The organism is Flavobacterium ichthyis (assembly GCF_009915155.1).
In the GTDB taxonomy this organism is placed as follows: Bacteria; Bacteroidota; Bacteroidia; order Flavobacteriales; family Flavobacteriaceae; genus Flavobacterium; species Flavobacterium ichthyis.
The window spans coordinates 1-21,961 of record NZ_JAABLM010000012.1 but is presented as its reverse complement, the minus strand read 5'-3'; the positions used below and the strand labels follow the sequence as shown (position 1 = coordinate 21,961).

16 protein-coding genes are annotated in these 21,961 nt (G+C 37.4%); 5 read left to right on the top strand and 11 right to left on the bottom strand.

Going from position 1 to position 21,961, the window contains the following annotated elements; all coding sequences use genetic code 11:
* Nucleotides 1-30 precede the first annotated feature (30 nt).
* Nucleotides 31-2,430 (top strand): hypothetical protein, encoded by a 2,400-nt coding sequence (locus GV828_RS10255; RefSeq protein WP_166537409.1) that lies wholly within the window; start codon nt 31-33, stop codon nt 2,428-2,430.
* 13 nt (nt 2,431-2,443) lie between these two features.
* Here GV828_RS10255 and GV828_RS10250 read toward each other — a convergent pair whose 3' ends face one another.
* The 10 genes from GV828_RS10250 to GV828_RS10205 all read right to left on the bottom strand — a co-directional run bounded on the left by GV828_RS10250 (nt 2,444) and on the right by GV828_RS10205 (nt 15,525).
* Nucleotides 2,444-3,325: an ORF6N domain-containing protein gene (locus GV828_RS10250; RefSeq protein WP_166537408.1), complete on the bottom strand. Its 882-nt coding sequence runs from the start codon at nt 3,323-3,325 to the stop codon at nt 2,444-2,446.
* A gap of 15 nt (nt 3,326-3,340) precedes the next feature.
* Nucleotides 3,341-5,410: a type IA DNA topoisomerase gene (locus GV828_RS10245; RefSeq protein ID WP_166537407.1), complete on the bottom strand. Its 2,070-nt coding sequence runs from the start codon at nt 5,408-5,410 to the stop codon at nt 3,341-3,343.
* 19 nt (nt 5,411-5,429) lie between these two features.
* Entirely contained in the window at nt 5,430-6,890 is a 1,461-nt protein-coding gene (locus GV828_RS10240; protein WP_166537406.1) for a DUF3945 domain-containing protein, read from the bottom strand.
* A 101-nt stretch (nt 6,891-6,991) separates the two neighbouring features.
* Complete coding sequence (locus tag GV828_RS10235) at nt 6,992-7,282, bottom strand: helix-turn-helix domain-containing protein (protein WP_166537405.1); 291 nt, start codon at nt 7,280-7,282, stop codon at nt 6,992-6,994.
* Nucleotides 7,283-7,304: 22 nt separating this feature from the next.
* Nucleotides 7,305-7,658 (bottom strand): helix-turn-helix domain-containing protein, encoded by a 354-nt coding sequence (locus tag GV828_RS10230; RefSeq protein WP_166537404.1) that lies wholly within the window; start codon nt 7,656-7,658, stop codon nt 7,305-7,307.
* A gap of 261 nt (nt 7,659-7,919) precedes the next feature.
* Nucleotides 7,920-8,759, bottom strand: a complete 840-nt coding sequence (locus GV828_RS10225) for an RteC domain-containing protein (RefSeq protein ID WP_166537403.1) — start codon at nt 8,757-8,759, stop codon at nt 7,920-7,922.
* A 501-nt stretch (nt 8,760-9,260) separates the two neighbouring features.
* Nucleotides 9,261-12,428, bottom strand: a complete 3,168-nt coding sequence (locus GV828_RS10220; protein WP_166537402.1) for an efflux RND transporter permease subunit — start codon at nt 12,426-12,428, stop codon at nt 9,261-9,263.
* Nucleotides 12,429-12,472: 44 nt separating this feature from the next.
* Nucleotides 12,473-13,534, bottom strand: coding sequence for an efflux RND transporter periplasmic adaptor subunit (locus GV828_RS10215; protein ID WP_166537401.1), 1,062 nt, complete (start codon nt 13,532-13,534; stop codon nt 12,473-12,475).
* Nucleotides 13,535-13,549: 15 nt separating this feature from the next.
* The gene (locus GV828_RS10210) at nt 13,550-14,908 is read right to left on the bottom strand and encodes a TolC family protein (protein ID WP_166537400.1); all 1,359 of its coding nucleotides are present in this window, start codon (nt 14,906-14,908) and stop codon (nt 13,550-13,552) included.
* Nucleotides 14,909-14,931: 23 nt separating this feature from the next.
* On the bottom strand, nt 14,932-15,525 hold the full coding sequence (locus GV828_RS10205; RefSeq protein ID WP_166537399.1) for a TetR/AcrR family transcriptional regulator: 594 nt from the start codon (nt 15,523-15,525) through the stop codon (nt 14,932-14,934).
* A gap of 177 nt (nt 15,526-15,702) precedes the next feature.
* Here GV828_RS10205 and GV828_RS10200 point away from each other — a divergent pair, with 177 nt between their 5' ends.
* Entirely contained in the window at nt 15,703-16,677 is a 975-nt protein-coding gene (locus GV828_RS10200) for a polyprenyl synthetase family protein (protein ID WP_166537398.1), read from the top strand.
* Between the two features lie 3 nt (nt 16,678-16,680).
* Nucleotides 16,681-17,034, top strand: a complete 354-nt coding sequence (locus tag GV828_RS10195) for a hypothetical protein (protein ID WP_166537397.1) — start codon at nt 16,681-16,683, stop codon at nt 17,032-17,034.
* A gap of 7 nt (nt 17,035-17,041) precedes the next feature.
* On the opposite strand, the gene GV828_RS10190 is transcribed toward GV828_RS10195, so the two are convergent.
* The gene (locus GV828_RS10190; protein ID WP_166537396.1) at nt 17,042-17,572 is read right to left on the bottom strand and encodes a hypothetical protein; all 531 of its coding nucleotides are present in this window, start codon (nt 17,570-17,572) and stop codon (nt 17,042-17,044) included.
* A gap of 115 nt (nt 17,573-17,687) precedes the next feature.
* Here GV828_RS10190 and GV828_RS10185 point away from each other — a divergent pair, with 115 nt between their 5' ends.
* Both GV828_RS10185 and odhB read left to right on the top strand, forming a co-directional pair.
* Nucleotides 17,688-20,474, top strand: coding sequence for a 2-oxoglutarate dehydrogenase E1 component (locus GV828_RS10185; RefSeq protein ID WP_166537395.1), 2,787 nt, complete (start codon nt 17,688-17,690; stop codon nt 20,472-20,474).
* Between the two features lie 81 nt (nt 20,475-20,555).
* Complete coding sequence (odhB, locus tag GV828_RS10180; protein ID WP_166537394.1) at nt 20,556-21,806, top strand: 2-oxoglutarate dehydrogenase complex dihydrolipoyllysine-residue succinyltransferase; 1,251 nt, start codon at nt 20,556-20,558, stop codon at nt 21,804-21,806.
* Nucleotides 21,807-21,961 lie beyond the last annotated feature (155 nt).

Sequence of the window (21,961 nt, the reverse complement as noted above, 5' to 3'; positions counted from 1 at the left end):
AAATGATATTCATTAATAAGACAGAAATAAATGACTATAGGAGTAAATCAGGCAGTATCGCCGATAAGATTTTGTTTTTTAATTGAACCTGACAATGAAAGCAAATTTGAACGTGCAGTAAAAATTGCATTTTCATATTGGGGTGGTATTTTCAGCCCAATTCTTCCACTTCATTCAGATTTACCAGAAGCATTCGTTAGGGAATATGCCATTGAGTATGACGCTTCGAATTATTACATAAATACAATAGACAATTTTGACCCCGACATAATTCTTTATGACAGTTCTTTAGATGAGAATTACATAAAGACATTAATCGGGGATAGAACTTTACTAACAATTGAAGAGTTTCTTTCTTGCACTGAAAAAGGCGAAATTAGATACGGCATAAGTATTCTTGAACTAATTTCTCATACCATTGAAACAGAGTTTAAATTCGTAAGAAACGATAACTTAAAACTTTCACTTCCCAACACAGAAAATTCAGGATTATTTTTAAAGTCCTTCATTGGCTGCTTTGTGGACAGCTTTCAAAAAGAATTAAGTAATCAATTAAAACCCTATGCATATTTTGAACAGCCCGAAATTACTTTTGAGAATATTGCTGAACATTTTCCGAATGAGAACATTAGCACATTAGATATCAATGTAGAAGCGATTAAATCTTTGCCTGAAAGACGTTGGTATAAAGGCGAAGGAATATATTTTCTAAACGAGACAAGGTTAAATGACATTATCAATTATTGGAATTTGCGAGCGCTTGGTTGGAGCATTATTCCTATCCCTCTTAGCCAAATTAGCAATGAATACTTTAATGGATTTATAAAAAGATTTTGCAAGTTTCAAGAAGACAAATCCCAAAGTTTCTCAATCGTTAATTTTCAAGTTAGCACTTCAGCAACTCCGGAACAGAGACAAGAAATTGAACAAAAACTTCAGGATATTAAAAACGAAATAGGAGGTAATCTTAATTTCGCATTTCAAGGTTGGTTTCCGAGATTTTGGGCAGAAGATAGGTCGGTATTGGAAGCAGATAAGGTATTATGCGCACAGACACAAATTAATTCCACCTATTCGCAAGTAGAAGTAAAGGAAAATTATGTGAAGTTTAAAACTGATGATATACCGTTCAAACTTAAATACAACTACAACCTCGCAGCCTCACATAAAGTAAACCTTACATTTGATTACTTTGATGAATATTTGAATGATGCGGGGCTTATATATGGAATTGAAACAATCGACTGGATAAGATTAACTCATTCTTTTGGCAGGGACAAATGGCGGTTATCCAAAGGGGGGTTAAGTCACTATGTTCGAAGGGAGGATGACGAAGTGTATTTTTTCATTCCAAAAGCCAAAGATTTTTTCAAAGTATTTTTCGCTAAAAGCGGCAACAAATTAAACCAAACATCCAATGGTCGTTTAGCTAAAGAAGTATTAAAGAATATTGGGGGCATACGAGGCTCATACTTTTTACAAAATAAATCCTCACTTAAAATGCTCGAATTAATTGAAGACGGAAAAACCGTTTACCATCCACAATTAGTTGGAGAAATCAAGAAGAGTCTAAAAATTAATGATAATGAACAAGTCAACTCCTACATAAAAAAAATCATAGAAAATAAGATAATTGAATTTGGCTCAATTCTCCAATGTGAAGTTTGCCATCAACACGCTTTTTATCTTCCCACGGAGTTAATGGAGACAATGACTTGTGCCATTTGCAGAAACAACTTTGGCTTACCAACCCACCACCCACAAGATATTAAGTGGGCTTATCGTGGAATTGGACCATTTAGTAAGAATAATAAAGTTGGTGGGGTCATAACTGTATTTTTAACGCTCAAATTGTTTAATGAAGAATTTGCAGAAACCACTGGGAATATGTCTGCGCTTATTGGTTTTGAACTTATAAAAAATAAAGTAACCAAAGAGGTTGACCTCGCCTTGATACTTCAGGAAGGTCACAAAAACAGCATTCCTCCAGATTTAATTTTTTGCGAATGCAAGACCTATAAGCACTTTACATCTGACGATGCAGATAGAATGATTGAATTAGGAACAGAATTTCCAAACTCGATTTTGACTTTTGCCACATTAAATGAGGAATTAACAGATGAAGAAAAAGTAGAAATTTCAAAAGTTGTAAACCATTTTAGAACTGGTGTCGGACATCGACCAACAAATCCAATACTTATTTTAACTGCCAAAGAATTATTGCCGAATGAATTTGGAGACCATTTTTCAGAATACAAAAATGAGGCTAAATCGTACCACAGATATAATGACTGGATTGGAAATCTATGTGAGTTTTCAGTCAAGAAACACTTGGAGATTAAGACTTGGGGAGAAATACAAGGCGAATTATGGCAAGAAGAAATGAAGAAGCGTAATGAAGCACTACAAGAAAACCCACAGACAGAATAGAACTAGCTATACATTATGGCTTATTGAGAATTTGAAGCATCCTACCGACTTCAATATCCATTCTTGAAAAGGCAAACCACTTTTTGCCCAAATCTTTGAGTGATGCCCCGATATGGTACAGCTCTGTTCCGTCAATGATAAGAAAGCGGTCGTGTGCCTGGGCGAATGTATGTACATCAATAGATGGGTACTGGCTATTGTAGCGTTGCAGATCAAGTTGTAATTGGTTACTGATATTTTTGGTATAAATCGTGGCAGTCACCGACCGCCCACGTTTCCCAAGCAATGTGAGTACCGTATCATCAACGTAATTGTCAATGAGTATAATTGAACGTCCGGCATTTCTTATGATGTCGGCAACGAACGTATAAGCATCAAAAATCTGCCCATCGTAAAAAACACCTTTTTCGCTGTGAATTTTGTCGCTTTCCAGCGCCTTAAATATTTCTTCAAATTTCTGGTCGGCTTCCAGTTGTTTAAGCTCTATTTTGTCCAGACGGTTAAACAGGGAGGCATTGGTGGTAAGGATTCTTCGCATCTCTACAAAGGCTTCCATAATTTCTACGCTAACCTTAATGGCAATTTCAGACCGGAGAACGGCTGAGGCCATTGCCACCCCTGATTCTGAAAAAACCATTGGCAAATAACGCCTACCGCCGTGGTTTAAACTTGAGGTGCCAAATTGGAACCTCAAGTTTTCTACCTCCTCTTCGGTCAATTGAAAGCAGAATGATTCAGGAAACCTTTCAATATTCCTTTTTACAGCACGGTTAAGGTTCTTTGTTTCCACCTGATACAAAGAGGCCAGGTCGCTATCCAACATCACCTGTTTGCTACGTATGCTGTATATAAGTTTCCTAATTTCATCGTGGCTAATGATAGATTTATTATCCATTATTTTTTGTAGCTTTTAATTTTTCTCAAATTCAAATGAGCTTTCTGCTTTTTCATTCAGTACGATATAGGCATCGAATTTTTTACAGGCTTTGCTCTTCATCCCTTTGATCAGGGCAGTTCTCCGCTTGGTAACAAGACTTTCTATATCGGCTATGCTGAGTTGCACCTCACATACATTTCGGAACTGTACCCAATTGCAAGCCTCATCGGGGCATTTTACAATCTTATCCCTGATAATTAATTGGTGGCTTTTACATTTCGGGCAACTGAGCTTGGGCAGGTTAGTTTGGGCAATGGAGGTTTGTAGCAGTTCCTGGGTAATGGTCGCAGCATAAGTTTCCATGTTCGTCTGAAATGTCCCGGCATTGCTTTCACCTGTTTCAATCTTTTGCAATGCAAGTTCCCATTCGGCGGTCATTGCAACATCTGCGATTTTCTTATCTTTTACCAGCTTATATACCTGCAATCCTTTTTCCGTAGGAACCAAAGATTTTTTTTCTCTTTGGATATAGTTACGGGTAAACAAAGTTTCAATTATTGCAGCTCTTGTAGCAGGAGTGCCTATACCAATGTTTTGTAATGCCTTTCGTTCATCTTCATTCTCGATTTCCTTTCCGGCGGTTTCCATAGCCGATAAAAGACCGGCTTCAGTATAGAGTACAGGCGGCTTTGTCTTTTTTTCCAGAACAGCCGCTTCCTTTATTTTGAGTTCATCGCCTTTTTTAAGTTCGGGAAGATCCTGCAAGGGTTCTGTATCATCATCGGAGAAGCTGCCTTTAATATAACGCCAGCCTGGTTCCAGTATCTTAACCCCTTTTGCAGTAAAATCGTAATGAAGTGCCAGTAAACATATATCCGTTACTTCTTTAATGCAGGCTTGGGATAGGGCTTCCAGTAAACGAAAGGCAATCATGTCATAAACTGAATTTTCCTTTGCGGATAATGCGGACGGTATTTTATCTGTAATAAGCAAGCCATGATGATCGGTAACCCGAAGGTCATTGACAATACGTTTATTGAACCGTCCCCATTTCATTTTGGTTACGGCTTGTTTGCAGCTTTCTCTATCTTGTAAGGCTCTCACAAGATTGGGGATCTCTGCCCACATATCTTCGGGTATGTACTTGCTCCCAGTTCGGGGATAGGTGATGAACTTTTTCTCATACAGGCTTTGAGCAATGTTCAAAGTTTCCTCGGCTGAAAGGTTCAGCTTCTTGTTCGCTTCTTTCTGCAATCCTGTCAAATCAAACAGTAAAGGTGGTTGCTCCGTAATGCTTTTACTTTCCACGGAAGTAACGGTAACGCTTGTGGCTCTTTCAATAGATTTCAACGTATCTTCTGCCAGCTTTTGATCATCCCATTTGTTTTTGGAAAGGCATTTAAAATCAATAAACTCTTTGCTATGTAGCAATTGTATATGCCAATATTGCTGCACTTTGAAATTCTTATTTTCCAGATAACGCTTGCATATCAGAGCCAGCGTAGGTGTTTGTATTCTTCCGAGTGAATATATCCCATTACCGGCGGCTATGCTTAATGCCTGAGTAGCGTTGATGCCCACAATCCAGTCGGCACGGCTTCTTCCTTGCGCTGCCTGATACAACCCGTTAAAAGCCTTTCCCGGTTTAAGATTATCAAGGCCCTGCTTGATTGCTTTTTCTGTAAGTGAGCTGATCCAAAGCCGTTCAAAAGGCTTCTTGCATTTCAGGTATTCATAAATGTAGCGGAATATCAATTCGCCCTCACGTCCCGCATCGGTAGCCACGATGATGCTATCTGAACGGTTAAATACCTGTTCAATTACTTTCAGTTGCTTTTGCGCCCCCGGATCTGCGGTGTAGCCCTTGTCCTTTTTTACTTTACGAACAGTAAGCAAAAAGGGATTTGGAAGTATCGGTAGAGATGCTTTGTCAAATCCCGTAATACCATAGTCTTCAGGCATTCCTAATCCTACCAGGTGTCCGAATGCCCAGGTAACAAAATAGCCATTGCCTGTCAGGTAGCCATCCTTTTTTTCGGAAGCACCCAACAAGCTGGCTATTTCCCTTGCCACGCTTGGCTTTTCTGCAATCACTACTTTCATATAATGCTGTTTTTAGTGATTACCTTTTTACGCCTTTTGACTTAGCAGGGGCTTTTGGTTTTTCCTGTTGTTCCTGCTGCTTTTTACTGTCGGGACTTTTCTGTCCTGATTTCAAAGGCTCCTTAATATTTTTTGTCGCTTCGTTGGTTTTGCCTTCCGAATTAACCGCAATTTGCGTTTTGTGGGCTTCGGTAGGTTTTACCTGCTCTTTTAGCTTATTCGGGTTTTGGAAAGAGAAATCCGTTTTGCCTGTTTCTTTATTGAAGGTGATATAACCGTTGTATTCCTTTCCTTTCTTGTCAACCAATCCGGTTAAATAAACAGTCTGACCATCTTTGAACTTATTGTATTGCTCATTATCCAAATCTTTGCCCCTGAATGTTCTCGGTGCTTCCTGCGATTGGCTTTGCTGATTACTTTGGCCGTTGCTTTGAGCTTGTTGATTGGTATTGCTTCTGTCGAAAAGAAACTCGACATAACGCTTATCGGCATTGAACTGTACAGTGGCGTTGAACTCGGCACCTTTCTTAGAAATCATGCCTTCGATGTAAAGGGGTTTGCCTTCCGCTAAAGTTTGTTTTTGTGCATCATCAAGTTTCACACCCTTAATTTCGTCAGGGACTTTAATTCTATCAGTTCGCAATGCTACCAATTCATTAGTAAGCCTGTCCACACTAATAATAGATGGAATTGTTTCACCCGTTTTAGGGTTAGTCAGATTAACCACACGCCCCATATTTCCGGTTTGAAGCAGGTTGTTTTTATCTTCTTCGTTGAACTTGTGTCCGAAAAACTCAAAGTTCAGGTTCGGCTCTTTTCGAATACCATGAATGGCAACCACTACCTGCCCGTCCTCATTGGCTTGCAAGGATAACCGGGCATCCATGCGGGTAACAGCAGTACCAAGATTGAGGCTTACGGGTACAAGCTCATTGGTTTTGTAGCCTTTCAATAAAGGATCAAGGAGGTTCATTTTTTCGAGCTTCTCTTTGTTTAATCCGAGATTGTTCATTGTTTCCCAATCAATCTGTTCCGGCTTATAGCGGTATTCGCCGGTTTCCGGTGTTGCTTGTGTTGTTTCCATATTATTTTGATTTACTTGTTTTTGATCCTGGTTTAAGTCTGGTTTTAATTCTTGATCTTTCATCACTTTTTCTCCCTCGGGAGTTGGATTGTTTATTTGTTGCTGCATTTCCTGTGCTTTCTCAACCGCAAGAGGTGCAGGTACCTTGAAGAATGAAAAATTGCTAGGGTTCTTTAGCTGGCTAAAAAAATTGGAGAAGAAGTTGGAAAAGAAGTCTCCATGTTTGTCCACCCGCATAAACTGGTTCTGATTTTTTTTAGTAAGATTAACGGTTTCCATATTCCCGTTTTCATCAATACTCTTTACAGCCTGAATTTTCTTTTTCTCTTTATCCAATACTAGAAGTATGTCTGAAAATTGTTCGGGCATTTTTTGTGTTGTTATTTCTTCACTCATACTATCAAATATTTATTATTCATTGCCGAATGTATAAGAACCGTTCATTGGTTTAGGGCAATTGGCAGTTAAAGGCAGCATTTGTCACTGTTTGGCTTTATTTATTTGGCGGGAGGATTAAAACTTTCCCTGATAAACTGGTGTACATCCGATAGTTTGTAGTAGAGTTTTCCGCTAATTGTATAGTAAGGCAGCTTACCGATGGAGCGATACCGTTGTAATGAGCGGTTACTTATTTTCAACATCTGTAGCAAATCCTGATTATCCAATAATTCTTCACCGTCTATACTGTTACGGCTTCTCTTGCTTTCATCTATATGCTCTTTTAATAGATCAAGACGTTCTAAAATACGCTCCATCCACGCTATAAATTCAATTCTGTCGATATTCATATTTATATGTTTAATGGTAGTCTTATTGCTTGCCAGTATTCAACTTTCTGCCTTTTTCGATATAGCTTTTGCCTCTTGCAATCAGCTCTTTTACATAGTCGTCACTGATTTGTACAGCATTGGCATTTAGCATATCCTTGATAGCCCCTATGGTATAGAAATATTGTCCATAGAGCTTTGAATAAGCTATCTCACCCTTGGTACGCATTCGCCATAGGGTTTTTTCGCTGATATGCAGATATTGGCATACCTCATGGTTATTCAACCATAGCTCATCGTAGCTATTTTTCTCCTGTCTTTTAAGGTAATCGGCAATGGCATTGATACGGTTGTTCAACTGTTTCCATGCCTCTTCTTCAATTGTTATAATTTTCATTGTACAACTCTTTAATGTCGCTTATGCAAAATTGAGAAGTGTGGCAGGGTTTGTCTGCCAAGCCTTACCAATTGGTTTGTCTGTTTTTTTAAATTTTCACAATTAGGAAAAGTCCTTGTTTTACAGTGATTTCAAGGCATTAGAAGAGTTTTAGAAAGGAGTTTTGCTAACATTTGCCAATTGGCAGATATGGGTAAAAGAAAAAGCAGTACGTTTTTGGTACTGCTTTTAACTTATTTGAATGTAAGTTGTATAAAATGACTAAAGATCTTTATCCATGTATTCTTCTAGAGAAATTTTGAGTTGGTCTAAAAATGCTGTCCGGGAACCTGCTCTTGTTTTCATACGGTGAAACGCATGATGAAGATCACCCAACGAAACACTAAAAACTATCTGCGCTACCATGCTTAGTTTTCTTATGCCCACTTTTCCATGTGACACAGCTCCTGAAGCATACATCGCATAAATGAGTTCTACAAGGGCGTTTTTACTACTCGTCCAAAAAATGTCTTTAGTGGCTTCTTCATCCTTAAAGTTACTGTCCTCGATTGAATCTATTTTAAGATGCAAATAATTTTGGAGCAGATCGTTGGCTATGATGCGTGCAACTTTATAATCATAATAAGTGGAAAAGTGATGGTCGATTTCAAAAACAAAGCTGTTCAACCCATCATAGAGATTAATATTGCCCAATCTGAAAAAGGTTTGATCTCGGTCATTTCTTCCCGACCGATAGTATCTGTAGAATTCGGAATTAAAAATGTGTTCTTCAAATTCCTGCTTGAGTTCTCTTATTTGGTTGGAAAAATAGTTCCTGTATATTTTTCCGCTACCTAGAGGACAGGCACATTCAATTCGATAAACCTTGTTATAATAAATCAGTTTACCAAGAATACCAGGTTTGACGTTCCTGAAAAAATTGATTTCTTCCCATTCACTCCCAAAACCTTCTTTTATAACAGATGCTTTTAATGAGGTAAGGACTTCTTGTAAATAGCTAATCATTTTGAGTGCCTCGTCCAAAGCCCCAGATGCCTCATTTACAATTTTGTTTTCATATTGACTTATATCGTCAATGATTTTATGTAAAGAGTATTTCATGGCAATATAGTTTTTGTTAGAATACTAATTGCAATTGAAGAATTGCTCTTTACAAAGATTAGGATTATCAATCGCTCTTTTTCCCAAGTTACACCCAAGTTGGGTAATATTTTTTTTCTTATACGGGTTTACTTTTCCCTATATAATACTGAATGCTATTTTATATAGTGTTTAAAAAGCAAAAAAATCTGCTTAGCACAAAAGATGTTATTCATATTTTGTAATTTTGCGCTGAGTTACAAGGAGAAAACCACTGAAAGTGAGTGCAGTTAGCACCATTACTAAATCGTTACCTATAAGAGACCTCCTTAATGTAATCTACTCTGTATTAACTCGCTTAGAGTTTTCTCATGTTTTTTATGAAAAAAAGAAAAGATTGAAATGTACAGCGGGAAATTCGTTTAAAAAATGCCTAGTCCCGGTGCTTAGGGAGGCTCCAAAAAAAAATCCCGACTAGTTTTAAATCAGTCGGGATTTTCAGGAAAAAAGTGGTATTTAGAATTAGTGTTTCGGGGTGAAACCGTCTTCGCTTAATTCCTTGTGGTCGTAATCTTCGGTGATTAATGTGGCGTAATCTGTTTCTTCTTTTCCTTTGTTGATGCGGTTTTTAATGCTATCGAAGATAGAATATACAACCGGAACAATGACTAAGGTTAAGAATAGTGAGGAAATTAATCCTCCGATGATTACCCATGCTAATCCGTTGTTCATTTCGGCTGCGGCTCCAGAGGCGATTGCGATTGGGAACATACCAAAAACCATGGCAATTGTGGTCATCAAAATGGGACGAAGACGTGCGTGATTGGCTTGGATTAAGGCGTTGTAAGTTGATTCGCCGGCTTCTTTACGATGGTTGGCAAAATCGACTAACAAGATAGCATTTTTACAAACCAAACCGATTAGCATGATGATTCCCAAAATGGTAAATACGTTGAGGGAATTATTGGTCAATGCCAAGGCTACCAACGCTCCGATGAAGGAAAGCGGAATGGAAAATAGTACAACAAATGGCGTGGCGAAACTGTTGTATAACGCTACCATTACCAAATAAACTAAGATAATTGCCGCCAAAAGTGCGATTCCTAATGTTCCGAATCCTTCGGATTGGTTTTCCATGTCTCCACCCCAAACGTAACCTACACCTGCGGGACGTTCTATTTTTGAGAAAATTTCTTCCCATTCTACGGCAACGGTTCCGGCAGGACGACCAACGGTTTGTGCTTCGATGCTTACCGCCGGAGACTTGTCTCTACGTTCGAGCAAACTTGGTCCAGAAGTTTGGGTAATGGTGGCAAATTGTGACAATTTTACTTGTTGGCCTGCTTTGTTGATGAAAATTAATTCGCTAACATCGTTAAAATTGCTTCGGTTAAATTCGTCATAGCGAAGGTTAATATCGTACTCATATTCTCCGGCACGGAATTTTCCATCAGTGTTACCGTTGAAGGCCGTTTGCATGGTCATTCCTACCGTTTGAAGGTCGAGTCCTAAAAGTGACATTTTATCGCGATCTACCTGAACGTTAATTTCTGGATTTCCGTCTTCGGATGTTAGTTTAATTTCAGTTGCTCCAGGAATTTTGCGGAGTTCGGCTGCTGCTTTTTCGGCGAAAGCCATCGCATCTTTTTGGTTGGCACCGGTTACGGTTAACATCAAAGGCGCTTGATCTGCTCCAAATAATCCTACAGGAACGGTTTTAATTTTGGCTCCAACTAAAACTTTTTCGAGTTCACGTTTAGTTTTGGCAGCGTAAACGAAAGTATTGTCTTCCCGTTCGGATTTGTCGTTTAGCGTTACTTTAATTTCGGATTTGTATAAAGTAGTTTGTGAACCTCCAAAACCGTCACTAGTTTGTCCTACTGTTGTGATTAAACCTACCACTTCTGGTTTAGAACTCAAAAATTTCTCAGCTTTTTGTACCGCAAAATTTGATTGTTCGATAGAAGCATCTTTTGGTAATTCTACCTGAACCATGAATTCGCCTTTATCGATTTTGGCAAAAAATTCTCCTCCAATAAATCCTCCAGCTGCTAATCCTAATGAACCAAAAAACAAGACTACAACGATTAGTAAAGTGATAATTTTATGTCGCAAAGACCATTTTAATACATCAGTAACCCAATGTGTAAATTTGTCCAAGCCATTTTCGAATTTTAAAATAATTCTTCCGAAAAATGTTTTGTTAGTAATGTGCTCTAATTTTCCGTAACGAGAAAACAACCAAGGCACGATGGTAAATGAGGCTAACAATGATAATAAAGTAGCGATTACAACCGTCATACAAAATTGTGTGATGATGTTAGAAACCAATCCGGTACTCATGGCAATTGGTAAGAAAACCACCACAATTACTAAAGTAATTGCTGTTACGGTAAACCCAATTTCTGAAGCTCCGTCGTAAGCGGCACGAACTTTATTTTTCCCCATTTCCATGTGTCGGTGGATATTTTCGAGAACCACGATGGCGTCATCTACTAAGATTCCAACCACGAGTGAAAGTCCTAACAAACTCATCAAGTTAAGGGTGTAGCCTAACAAGTAAATTCCGATAAACGTGGCAATCAATGATGCTGGAATGGAGACCATTACAATTAATGCGTTTCTAAAACTGTGTAAGAAAAATAACATTACAAAGGCAACCAAGAAAATCGCAATGAATAAATCTTTCATTACTGAATTTGCCGCTACAAGCGTAAACTGTGTGGTATCATCTGCAATGGCTAATTTTACGCCGTTCGATTTATAATCAGCTTCCAATTGAGAAACCGTTTTTTGAATTTCTTCACTTACCGCAACTGCATTGGCATCCGATTGTTTGATCACTTGTAATAAAATCGCACTGTTTTGGTTGACACGCGCAATTTTTTCTACTTCTTTTTGAGCATCTTGGACATCGGCAACATCTTTTAAACGAATTTGGATTCCGTTGTTCGTTGAAACTACAAGATTTCTTAGTTCTTCGACGTTTTTATATTTTCCTGCCAAACGAATTAAGGTAGCGTTTTCTCTTGTTTTGATATTTCCGGTAGGGAAATCAAGGTTTGAGGCTAATAATGTTTGCTGAATTTGTGGCACTGAAAGCCCGTATCCTTGAATTTTTTTGGCATCAAGACTTACTTGAATTTCTCTTTCTTCACCACCCACTAAATTTACCTGAGCTACACCTTGAACACGTGATAAAACCGGTTGGATTTTTTTATCAAGCAAATCGTAAAATTCTACCTGATCCATATTTGCGGTAGCACCAATGGTAATAATGGGCAAATCCGAAATGGAAAATTTCACTAATGACGGCGGATCTACATCATCCGGTAAATCTTTTAAGATGGCATTAATTTTACGTTGCGCATCGTTCAGAGAATAATCTGCATCAGCATCGGCGGTTAACGTTACCATTACCAATGACAAGCTTTCGTAAGATTTTGCCTCTACTTTTTTTACATTTTCGAGCGAAGCAATCGCATCTTCAATTTTTTTCGTGACCGTATTTTCTACTTCCGACGGTGAAGCTCCAGGATAAACCGTAGAAATGGTCACTACGTTCATTTCAAATTTGGGAACTAACTCATAACCTAACTGGGTATAACTAAAAATCCCTCCCAAAGTTAGTATGATAAATAAGACCGCAATAATCGTAGGTCTTTTTATGGATATTTCTGCTAATTTCATATATTTTGTGTGCTGTTGAAATTTTCCGAAAGGGAAAAAATCAATTATTTTACAACTTGAACTTTAGTTCCATCAGTTAAATTAATTTGACCGCTGATCACTACTTCGTCACCTTCATTCAATCCGTCTAGAACTTCTACTTTTTCGCCAAAAATTCTTCCAGAAATAATTTTTGTTAATCTGGCAACGCTGTCTTTTACTACAAAAACTTCGTTATTGGCAACACTTCCTACAAATGCTGCTCTCGGTACAATTTTAAGTGGTGTTTTTTGTTCTAAGTTTGTAGCAAAATGAGCGGTTCCGTACATTCCGGCTTTCAAATCGTTATTAGCGTTATTGCTGATTTCAATTTCTACTGGGAAATTTAATGATGCATCTGCCATTGGCGCTACGAAAGTAATTTTTCCCGAAAATTCTTTGTCAGGATAAACGCTTGCTTTCACTTTTACCGGCGAACCTACTTTTAAAGCTGCTACTTGACTTTCATTTACAGTAACTTTCAATTTTAATTTTGATACGTTTACCAAGTCGAAAAGAGGCGTTCCGGGAGAAACTACTGAGCCTGGCTCGATATATTTTTTATTTACAATTCCGTTGATGGTAGATTTGATTGTGGCATCGCCAAAATTAATTTTTGCCTGGTCCAATTGTGCTTTTGCGTTAGAAAGTGCCAACTTCGCCTGATCCAATTGTTGCTTGGTAACACCTCCGGTTTTAAATGCATTTTCAAATCTTTGACTATCTGCCAAAGCATTTTGATAGTTGGCTTTAGCATTATTTACATCTACTGAAAGACGATCACCTTCAATTATTGCTAATGTTTGACCAATTCTTACTACGCTTCCTTCTTGTACCAAAACACGCTGTACTCTTCCAGAATTTTCGGCAGAAAAACTCAATTCTTGCAAAGGCGCAAAATTTCCATTGGCGACAAATTCGTTTGCTAAATTTTCGCTTGCAATTTTTTGCGTTTTTACCGTTACAGCGCTGTTTTTTTGTGCCACAACAGCGGTTTCTTCCTCGTTTTTCTTTTTGTTGTTCATCAAAGTATATGCACCTGCACCAACGATTGCTAAAGCAATTACTATATAAATTATTTTTTTCATTTGAATAAGATAAAATTATGGGTTGATTAATGATTTGAGTTGACCTCTTGATTTTATAAGTTGAATTTCAGCCAATTTATAATCCAGCAATGCCGAATTATAGTTGGTTTGTGCTTCGATTGAAGAATTTTCGGCATCGAGTAAATCCGTTAATGTGGCCAAACCGTTTTGATAATTATTTTGTGTATTTGCCAGAACTTCTTTTGCTAACTGAACATTTTCTTGTTGCACTTCAATCGTGGCAATACTGTTAATCATTTGTGTTTTAGCATTTTCAAAAGCAAGGTTCAAAGCCAGTTTGGTATCTTCTTTATCGACTTCCATTTGTTGAATTTCAATTTCTGCCTGACGTACTTTTGCTCTTGTTCCAAATCCATTGAAAATAGGAACACTTAAATTTAAACCTACGGTTGAAAAATCAGACCAGTAAACGCCATCTGAAGGCTTGGCAAACCAAGGAAATTCCGGCCCTTGACCAATATAATTATAACCTGCTGTTAACGATAATCTCGGGAAAAATTCCGCTTGAACTGATTGTTTTTGAAATTTCAATAATTCCGATTGTTTGTCTAAAACCAAATACTGTGTCAATTGCGTAACGTCAGTAAGTTCTCCTTCGGCAACAGGTTTTACCGCAATTTCTGTTTCGGTTAAAATTATTGGTGTTTCAATTGGCATTCCGATATAAAATTTTAAGGCGTTTTCTTGTATCTGAACGGCATTTTGCGCTTGTTGTAATTGCGTTCTGATGTTTGAAACGTTTACCGTCATTCGATCTAAATCAATTTTTTTAGCCAAACCATTTTCGTATTGACCATTGATAATGTTGCGAACTTTATTGGTGTTTTCTAAATTACTATTCAAAATTTTCACTTGTTCGCGGGTTACAAAAACCTGATAATAACCATTTGCCACTCTTTCGATTACTTGTTCTTCTGTGAGTTGCTCGTTAATTTGGTAAAATTCTCTGGTGGTTTTTGCGGCTTTTAATCCGGTAAAAACCGATTGGTCAAATAAAGTTTGGTTTAAATTTACCCCTGCTGTAGAAACCCATTCTTGTCCCAAAGGTGCTAAAATTGTGGTTCCCGGAGCTCCAAAAAAATCTCCTGGCAAAGCGTTTAATTGCAAAATTGGGTTGTATGTAATATTTCCCGAAGCCGAAATATTGGGCAATGCTCTCGAGCGAACTTCCTCAATTTGGTAATTGCTATTTTGCACAGCAAGCTTGGCTTTTTTGGCTTCAACTTTATTTTTCAACGCATATTCGATAGCGTCTTGCAACGTGAGATTTTGCACTTGTGCGAAACTTCCTACGGAAAAACCCGTGGAAAGTATTAAAATCATCGCAGATTTAAGGATTGTTTTTATGTTCATTGTTCTAATAATAATAGGTTGGGTTATTTGATAAAAAGCGTGTCCATGATAATTTTTTTGCGATCTTGCAAAATTCTATCGTATTCTCCATCATTTAAATGCATCGATATTTGTAATAAAGGTCGCATTGAAATAGGAAATGAAACTAGTGATATCATATTTAGAATAAACTGGATTGGTTCAGTTTTACGGATTAATTTATTCGTCATCGCTACTTCAAATTCTTCATAAAATTTCTTTAAAATCCGCTCCATTCCTTCTTCGTCTTTATGAAAACAGCCTTTATTGAATTGTGTAACCAAATACATTTCGAGATATGGATATTCTTTTGCAGATTGGTAAGCTTCATCAATAAATTCTTCTATTTTGGCTTTAAAAGGAAGTTCAGAAAAAACAATAGCTTCTCTCCTTTTATGCTCGTAATCCATCGCATCTTGAAAAACCAAGTCAAAAAGTTTATCGCGCGAACGAAAATAATAATTAATCAAAGTACGGTTAACTCCTGCGGCATCTGCAATTTCCTGAGTAGTAGCGTTAAATTTACCTTCACCAAAGAATAATTTTTTGGCGGTATTTTTTATCAACTCCTCGGTTGCTTCATCTTTTTTTACTGACATAATTATTTAACTAAAATATTTAACAAAATTGTCAATGCAAAGATATAAACATTTTTGTTTGACAAAATTGTCAAATCGCTTCTTAACTGTTTTTTAACAAAAAACGTTTTCGGATAACAATTCCGCAAGGTTTTGCGCTATAACTATAAATGTTTTACATTAGCCAAAAAATTACTCATGCAACCTGTAGCTATTTACCACAAACATTTTACAGCTTATTTAGAGGAAAATATTCAGTCACGAGAACCACGAGGTTTATATGATCCAATACTTTACATTCTCAACTTAGGAGGCAAAAGAATCCGCCCTATTTTAACACTCTTAACGGCAGAAATTTTTGGGAAAAATTATCAGGAAGCGCTTCCGGCAGCACTTGCCATAGAAGTTTTTCATAATTTTTCTTTGGTTCACGATGATATTATGGATGACGCTCCATTGCGTCGTGGGAAAGAAACGGTTCACGAAAAATGGAACCTCAATACCGGAATTTTATCGGGAGATGCGATGCTCATTTTGGCCTACCAATATTTTGAAAAATACAATCCCGAAACTTTTCAGGCTTTGGCAAAATTGTTTAGCAAAACCGCATTAGCAGTTTGTGAAGGACAACAATGGGATGTGGACTTTGAAGTTCGTGATGATGTAACCATCAACGAATATTTAAAGATGATTGAATACAAGACCGCTGTTTTGGTTGCTGCTGCAATGAAAATGGGAGCCATTATTGCGCAAACTTCTAAAGAAAATTGTCAGAAAATTTATGATTTTGGGCTGAATTTAGGCATTGCGTTTCAGTTGCAAGACGATTACCTTGATGCTTTTGGCAACCCGGAAACCTTTGGCAAACAAGTAGGTGGCGACATTATCGAAAATAAAAAAACTTATCTTTATCTCAAGGCTTTAGAATTGGCTTCCGCCGAAGAAAAAAATAGTTTGCTCGATTTATATTCTATTCAACCGAATGATAATTCAGAAAAAGTAGCTTCAGTTAAAGAAATTTTTATACAAACCAAATCCTCAAAATTGACCCAAGAAGCCATTGCGTTGTTTACCGAAAAAGCGTTTACCGTTTTAGAAACTTTAGAAATTGGCGATGCACAAAAAAGTGTGTTGAGAAAATTTGGCGAAAGCCTAATGAAACGCGACGTTTAAAAAATGAATTACGTTGTACCAAAATCTACTGAAGAGATTATTTCGTTAGCCGAAAACGAACTCTTGTACGCCAAACTTTTGGAACAAATTAATAAGGATTTTAATCTAGCCAACGAACCGCTGGATTTCCCCATGAGTACTTCGCCCGAAGAATTGACCATTCAATTACACGAAAAAATTTACCGCTTGATCAGTTATCGTTTCGCGGAATACTTGAATTTGCTGTATATCATCGACGTTTCTGAAGAAGAAATAAAAGCTTTAGACGGTTCGGATTTAGTCCAACTTTCGAAAGAAGTTTCGTTTTTAATCTTAAAACGAGAATGGCAAAAAGTGTGGTTTAGGAATAGGTTTTGAAAAAATATTAAAAATAAACCCTCACAAACGGCATAAACGCATTGGCATAGATATTTTTATCATCGTCGTGCAACACGTTATATCGAATACCAACAGTAACATTTTGCGTTCTGTAACCAGCTCCTAAAAACAAGGCGGTATTCCAAAAATTTTCGCTTTGTGGCAAATTCCCATCTTCATATTCGGTATTCACACGAAGTTGTTCTAACTCTGCTGAAATTTGCAATTCTTCAATGGGATTAAAAAGTGTGATGACACTTGGCCCGTAAATAAACGATTCGTAAAAATTGCGTTGCTTCACATAACTCCCTTGAAATCCCAAACCTGCCGAAAAATACGGATTGAAGTCGTAAATGGCACTTGGAGCCAAAATAATATTCGTAAAGCCAGAACCCAAACTAACGCCTAAACCGCCACCAAATCTTATTTTACTTTCAAAATCGGAATTGTTTTGTTGGGAAAAACCAACGGAAAAAATAAATAAAAAAACGGTGGTGATTTTAAATTTAGCGAAAAGGTTTTCTATACAATTTTTCATGGCGTAATTTTAAGTTAAGTTTAAGAGATAAAAGTAAGAATTTCAAATGATATTACGGTAAATATCGTACTTTTGCAAAAAAAATTTTAACAAATTAGGACTTTCAATTATAATTATGGATAGGTTTTCCTTTTTAAACGCGGCCCACACAGAATTTTTCGCTCAATTATATGATGAATACCTTCAAAATCCGGATAGCGTAGAACCAAGCTGGAGAAGTTTTTTCCAAGGTTTTGATTTCGGAATGGCGACATATAACGAAGAAAATGGCATAGAACCTGCTCAACAAATGGCTTCATATGCAGCTTCATCAAATGTGGATGTAAGCAAAATTTCTGAAAAATTACAAAAAGAATTTAATGTTTTAAAACTCATTGATGCTTACAGGACGCGTGGCCATCTTTTTACCAAAACCAATCCGGTAAGAGAAAGAAGGATTTTTTCGCCAAATCTCGAACTTTCCAATTTTGATCTTTCTGATGCAGATTTAGAAACCGTTTTTGATGCCGCAAAAGCCATTAGAATTGAACCTACTTCGTTAAAAAATATTTTAGCCCATCTTGACCGCATTTATCGCTCGCACATTGGTGTAGAATACATGTACATCCGCGATCCCAAAGTGATTGAGTGGATTCAGGCGAAAATTGGTTATAATGACAACCATCCAAAATTTGACGAAAATCAAAAAAAACATATTTTAAGCAAACTAAATGAAGCGGTTTCTTTTGAGAATTTCCTTCACACCAAATATGTGGGACAAAAACGTTTCTCTCTTGAAGGTGGTGAATCTCTAATCCCAGGCTTGGATGCCTTGATTGAAGCAGCTGCTGAAAAAGGCGTGGAACAATTTGTCATGGGAATGGCTCACAGAGGTCGTTTAAATGTTTTAGCTAATATTTTTGGCAAAAATACTCAAGATATTTTCTCGGAATTTGACGGAAAAGATTACGATGATGACGCGCTTTTTGATGGTGACGTGAAATATCACTTGGGACTTACGGCAGATAAAAAAACAAAATCAGGAAAAAATATTAATATTAATTTAGCTCCAAATCCTTCACACTTAGAAACCGTTGGTGCTGTTATTGAAGGAATTACCAGAGCAAAACAAGACCGTTATTATCCGGACGATTTTTCGAAAGTGTTGCCTATTGCTTTGCATGGTGATGCTGCCGTTGCCGGACAAGGAATTGTTTACGAAATCGTTCAAATGGCGCAATTAGATGGTTACAAAACCGGAGGAACCATTCACATTGTGATTAATAACCAAGTTGGTTTTACCACCAATTATCTTGATGCAAGATCATCAGTTTATTGTACTGATATTGCAAAAGTAACCTTGTCGCCAGTTTTACACGTAAATGCAGACGATGCCGAAGCCGTGGTTCACGCCATGCTTTTTGCACTTGATTTCCGTATGGAATTTGGTCGCGACGTGTTTATTGATTTATTAGGATACAGAAAATACGGACATAACGAAGGCGATGAACCTCGTTTTACCCAACCGAAATTATACAAACTGATTGCCAAACATAAAAACCCACGTGATTTGTACGCTGCAACTCTTATTGAACAAGGCATTATCGATGGAGATTATGTAGGAAAATTAGAAAAAGATTACAAAAAAATGTTGGACGAAAATCTTGAAGCTTCGCGCAAAAAAGATTTAACCATCATCACACCATTCATGCAAAATGAGTGGGAAGGATACGTTCAGGCAGATGAAACCGAAATGCTTCAAAAGGTGAATACCGCTTTTTCGAAAGAAATTTTGACTGAAATTGCCGAAACAATTACCACTTTGCCATCTGACAAAAAATTCATCAGCAAAATCCAAAAACTTATCAATGATCGAAAAAATATGTTCGAAAACGATAAGTTAGATTGGGCGATGGGAGAACTATTGGCATACGGATCATTAATCACCGAAGGTTTCAGTGTAAGAATTTCTGGTCAAGATGTGGAACGCGGTACTTTCTCTCACCGTCACGCAGTTATCAAAACTGAAGACGCTGAAGATGAAATTATTTTGTTACAAAATTTAAAACACCAGCAAGGTCGTTTCGATATTTACAATTCATTATTATCAGAATATGGCGTTGTAGGTTTTGACTATGGTTATGCACTTGCAGCACCAAAAACCTTGACTATTTGGGAAGCACAATTTGGAGATTTTTCTAACGGAGCCCAAATCATGATTGACCAATATATTTCTGCCGCAGAAGATAAATGGAACAACCAAAACGGTTTGGTCATGTTATTGCCACACGGTTACGAAGGTCAAGGAGCAGAACACTCTTCGGCAAGAATGGAACGGTATTTACAACTTTGCGCCAACCACAACATGTTTGTAGCAGATTGTACCACACCGGCAAACTTTTTCCACTTGTTAAGACGCCAAATGAAAACAACTTTCAGAAAACCTTTGATTGTTTTCACGCCAAAAAGTTTATTGCGTCATCCATCAGTAGTTTCTACCGTTGATGAATTGGCAAACGGAAGTTTCCAAGAAGTGTTAGACGATCCAATCGCAAACGCTAAAAAAGTAAAAAGTTTAGTTTTCTGTACCGGAAAATTTTATTACGATTTGGTTGCCGAAAGAGAAGCAAACGGTCGTGATGATGTAGCATTTGTAAGGCTCGAACAACTTTTCCCGCTTCCGGTGGATCAGTTAAAAGCTATTATCGAAAAATATTCAAACGCTGACGATTACGTTTGGGCACAAGAAGAACCACGCAACATGGGAGCTTACAGTTACATGCTTATGAATTTTGATTTGGTAAAATTCAGGGTTGCATCGCTTAAAGCTTACAGTGCACCAGCTGCCGGAAGTTACGCACGTTCTAAAAAACGTCACGCCACAGCAATTGCAATGGTATTTGATAAAGATTTATTTAGTTAAAATATTAGTTTCAGGTTTAAGGTGTAAAGTTCGTGAGCAACTTTAAACTTTAAACATTTCAAACCTTAAACAAAAGATAAGATGATTTTAGAAATGAAAGTTCCTTCACCAGGGGAATCCATCACAGAAGTTGAAATCGCAACTTGGTTAGTAAAAGACGGCGATTATGTAGAAAAAGACCAAGCTATTGCCGAAGTAGATTCGGATAAAGCAACATTAGAGTTACCCGCAGAAGCAAGCGGAATCATCACTTTAAAAGCTGAAGAAGGTGACGCTGTAGCTGTTGGCCAAGTGGTTTGCCACATCGATACAGACGGAAAACCATCTGGCGATGCAGCTCCAAAATCAGATAAAAAAGAAGACAACAAAGAAGAAGCTCCAAAAGCTGAAGCTCCAAAAGAAACGCCTAAAAAAGAAGAAGCGAAACCTGCTGCTAAAGAAGAAAAATCTTATGCTTCAGGAACGCCATCTCCAGCGGCAAGAAAAATTTTGGACGAAAAAAATATTGACGCATCAACCGTTTCTGGAACTGGAAAAGGGGGCAGAATCACTAAAGATGATGCAGTAAATGCACAAGCTTCAATGGGAACTCCAACTGGCGGAAATCGTGGTTCGGAAAGAACAAAATTGTCAATGCTGCGTCGCAAAGTGGCAGAAAGATTGGTTTCGGCTAAAAACGAAACTGCCATGTTAACTACATTTAACGAGGTAAACATTACGCCAATTAACAAAATAAGAAATGAATATAAGGATGCTTTCAAAGCTAAACATGGTGGATTAAACCTTGGCTTTATGTCGTTTTTTACCAAAGCTGTAACAAGAGCCCTACAAATGTATCCTGATGTTAACTCAATGATAGATGGTCAAGAAAAAATTTCATTTGATTTTTGTGACATCTCAGTTGCCGTTTCAGGACCAAAAGGATTAATGGTTCCAGTAGTAAGAAATGCCGAAAACTTAACATTCCGTGGGATTGAAGCGGAAATCAAACGTTTGGCAATCAAGGCTCGCGACGGACAAATCACTGTTGACGATATGACTGGTGGAACATTTACTATTTCTAATGGTGGTGTTTTTGGAAGTATGTTATCTACACCAATTATAAATCCGCCACAATCAGGAATTTTGGGAATGCACAACATTATCGAAAGACCGATTGCGGTAGATGGTAAAGTAGAAATTCACCCAATGATGTATGTAGCTTTATCTTACGACCACAGAATTATTGATGGTAGAGAATCAGTTGGATTTTTAGTAGCCGTAAAAGAAGCACTCGAAAACCCAGCAGAATTATTGATGGACAATAATCCTAAAAAAGCTTTGGAACTATAATTTCAAACTTTTTATAAAAAAATCCCGTTCAGTTTGAACATGCCCCAAAAAGTTAGACACTATTTGGGGCATTTTTTATGGAAAGAAAAGTTAAGTATGATTACGCATTTAAATTAGAATGTGTTAAGTTAGTTTTAGAGAAACATTATTCTGTT

What these genes read in the sequence shown, in the direction of transcription:
- GV828_RS10255 (WP_166537409.1), top strand. Translation starts at nt 31, where the DNA reads ATGACTATAGGAGTAAATCAGGCAGTATCGCCGATAAGATTTTGTTTT.
- GV828_RS10250 (WP_166537408.1), bottom strand. Translation starts at nt 3,325, where the DNA reads ATGGATAATAAATCTATCATTAGCCACGATGAAATTAGGAAACTTATA.
- GV828_RS10245 (WP_166537407.1), bottom strand. Translation starts at nt 5,410, where the DNA reads ATGAAAGTAGTGATTGCAGAAAAGCCAAGCGTGGCAAGGGAAATAGCC.
- GV828_RS10240 (WP_166537406.1), bottom strand. Translation starts at nt 6,890, where the DNA reads ATGAGTGAAGAAATAACAACACAAAAAATGCCCGAACAATTTTCAGAC.
- GV828_RS10235 (WP_166537405.1), bottom strand. Translation starts at nt 7,282, where the DNA reads ATGAATATCGACAGAATTGAATTTATAGCGTGGATGGAGCGTATTTTA.
- GV828_RS10230 (WP_166537404.1), bottom strand. Translation starts at nt 7,658, where the DNA reads ATGAAAATTATAACAATTGAAGAAGAGGCATGGAAACAGTTGAACAAC.
- GV828_RS10225 (WP_166537403.1), bottom strand. Translation starts at nt 8,759, where the DNA reads ATGAAATACTCTTTACATAAAATCATTGACGATATAAGTCAATATGAA.
- GV828_RS10220 (WP_166537402.1), bottom strand. Translation starts at nt 12,428, where the DNA reads ATGAAATTAGCAGAAATATCCATAAAAAGACCTACGATTATTGCGGTC.
- GV828_RS10215 (WP_166537401.1), bottom strand. Translation starts at nt 13,534, where the DNA reads ATGAAAAAAATAATTTATATAGTAATTGCTTTAGCAATCGTTGGTGCA.
- GV828_RS10210 (WP_166537400.1), bottom strand. Translation starts at nt 14,908, where the DNA reads ATGAACATAAAAACAATCCTTAAATCTGCGATGATTTTAATACTTTCC.
- GV828_RS10205 (WP_166537399.1), bottom strand. Translation starts at nt 15,525, where the DNA reads ATGTCAGTAAAAAAAGATGAAGCAACCGAGGAGTTGATAAAAAATACC.
- GV828_RS10200 (WP_166537398.1), top strand. Translation starts at nt 15,703, where the DNA reads ATGCAACCTGTAGCTATTTACCACAAACATTTTACAGCTTATTTAGAG.
- GV828_RS10195 (WP_166537397.1), top strand. Translation starts at nt 16,681, where the DNA reads ATGAATTACGTTGTACCAAAATCTACTGAAGAGATTATTTCGTTAGCC.
- GV828_RS10190 (WP_166537396.1), bottom strand. Translation starts at nt 17,572, where the DNA reads ATGAAAAATTGTATAGAAAACCTTTTCGCTAAATTTAAAATCACCACC.
- GV828_RS10185 (WP_166537395.1), top strand. Translation starts at nt 17,688, where the DNA reads ATGGATAGGTTTTCCTTTTTAAACGCGGCCCACACAGAATTTTTCGCT.
- odhB (WP_166537394.1), top strand. Translation starts at nt 20,556, where the DNA reads ATGATTTTAGAAATGAAAGTTCCTTCACCAGGGGAATCCATCACAGAA.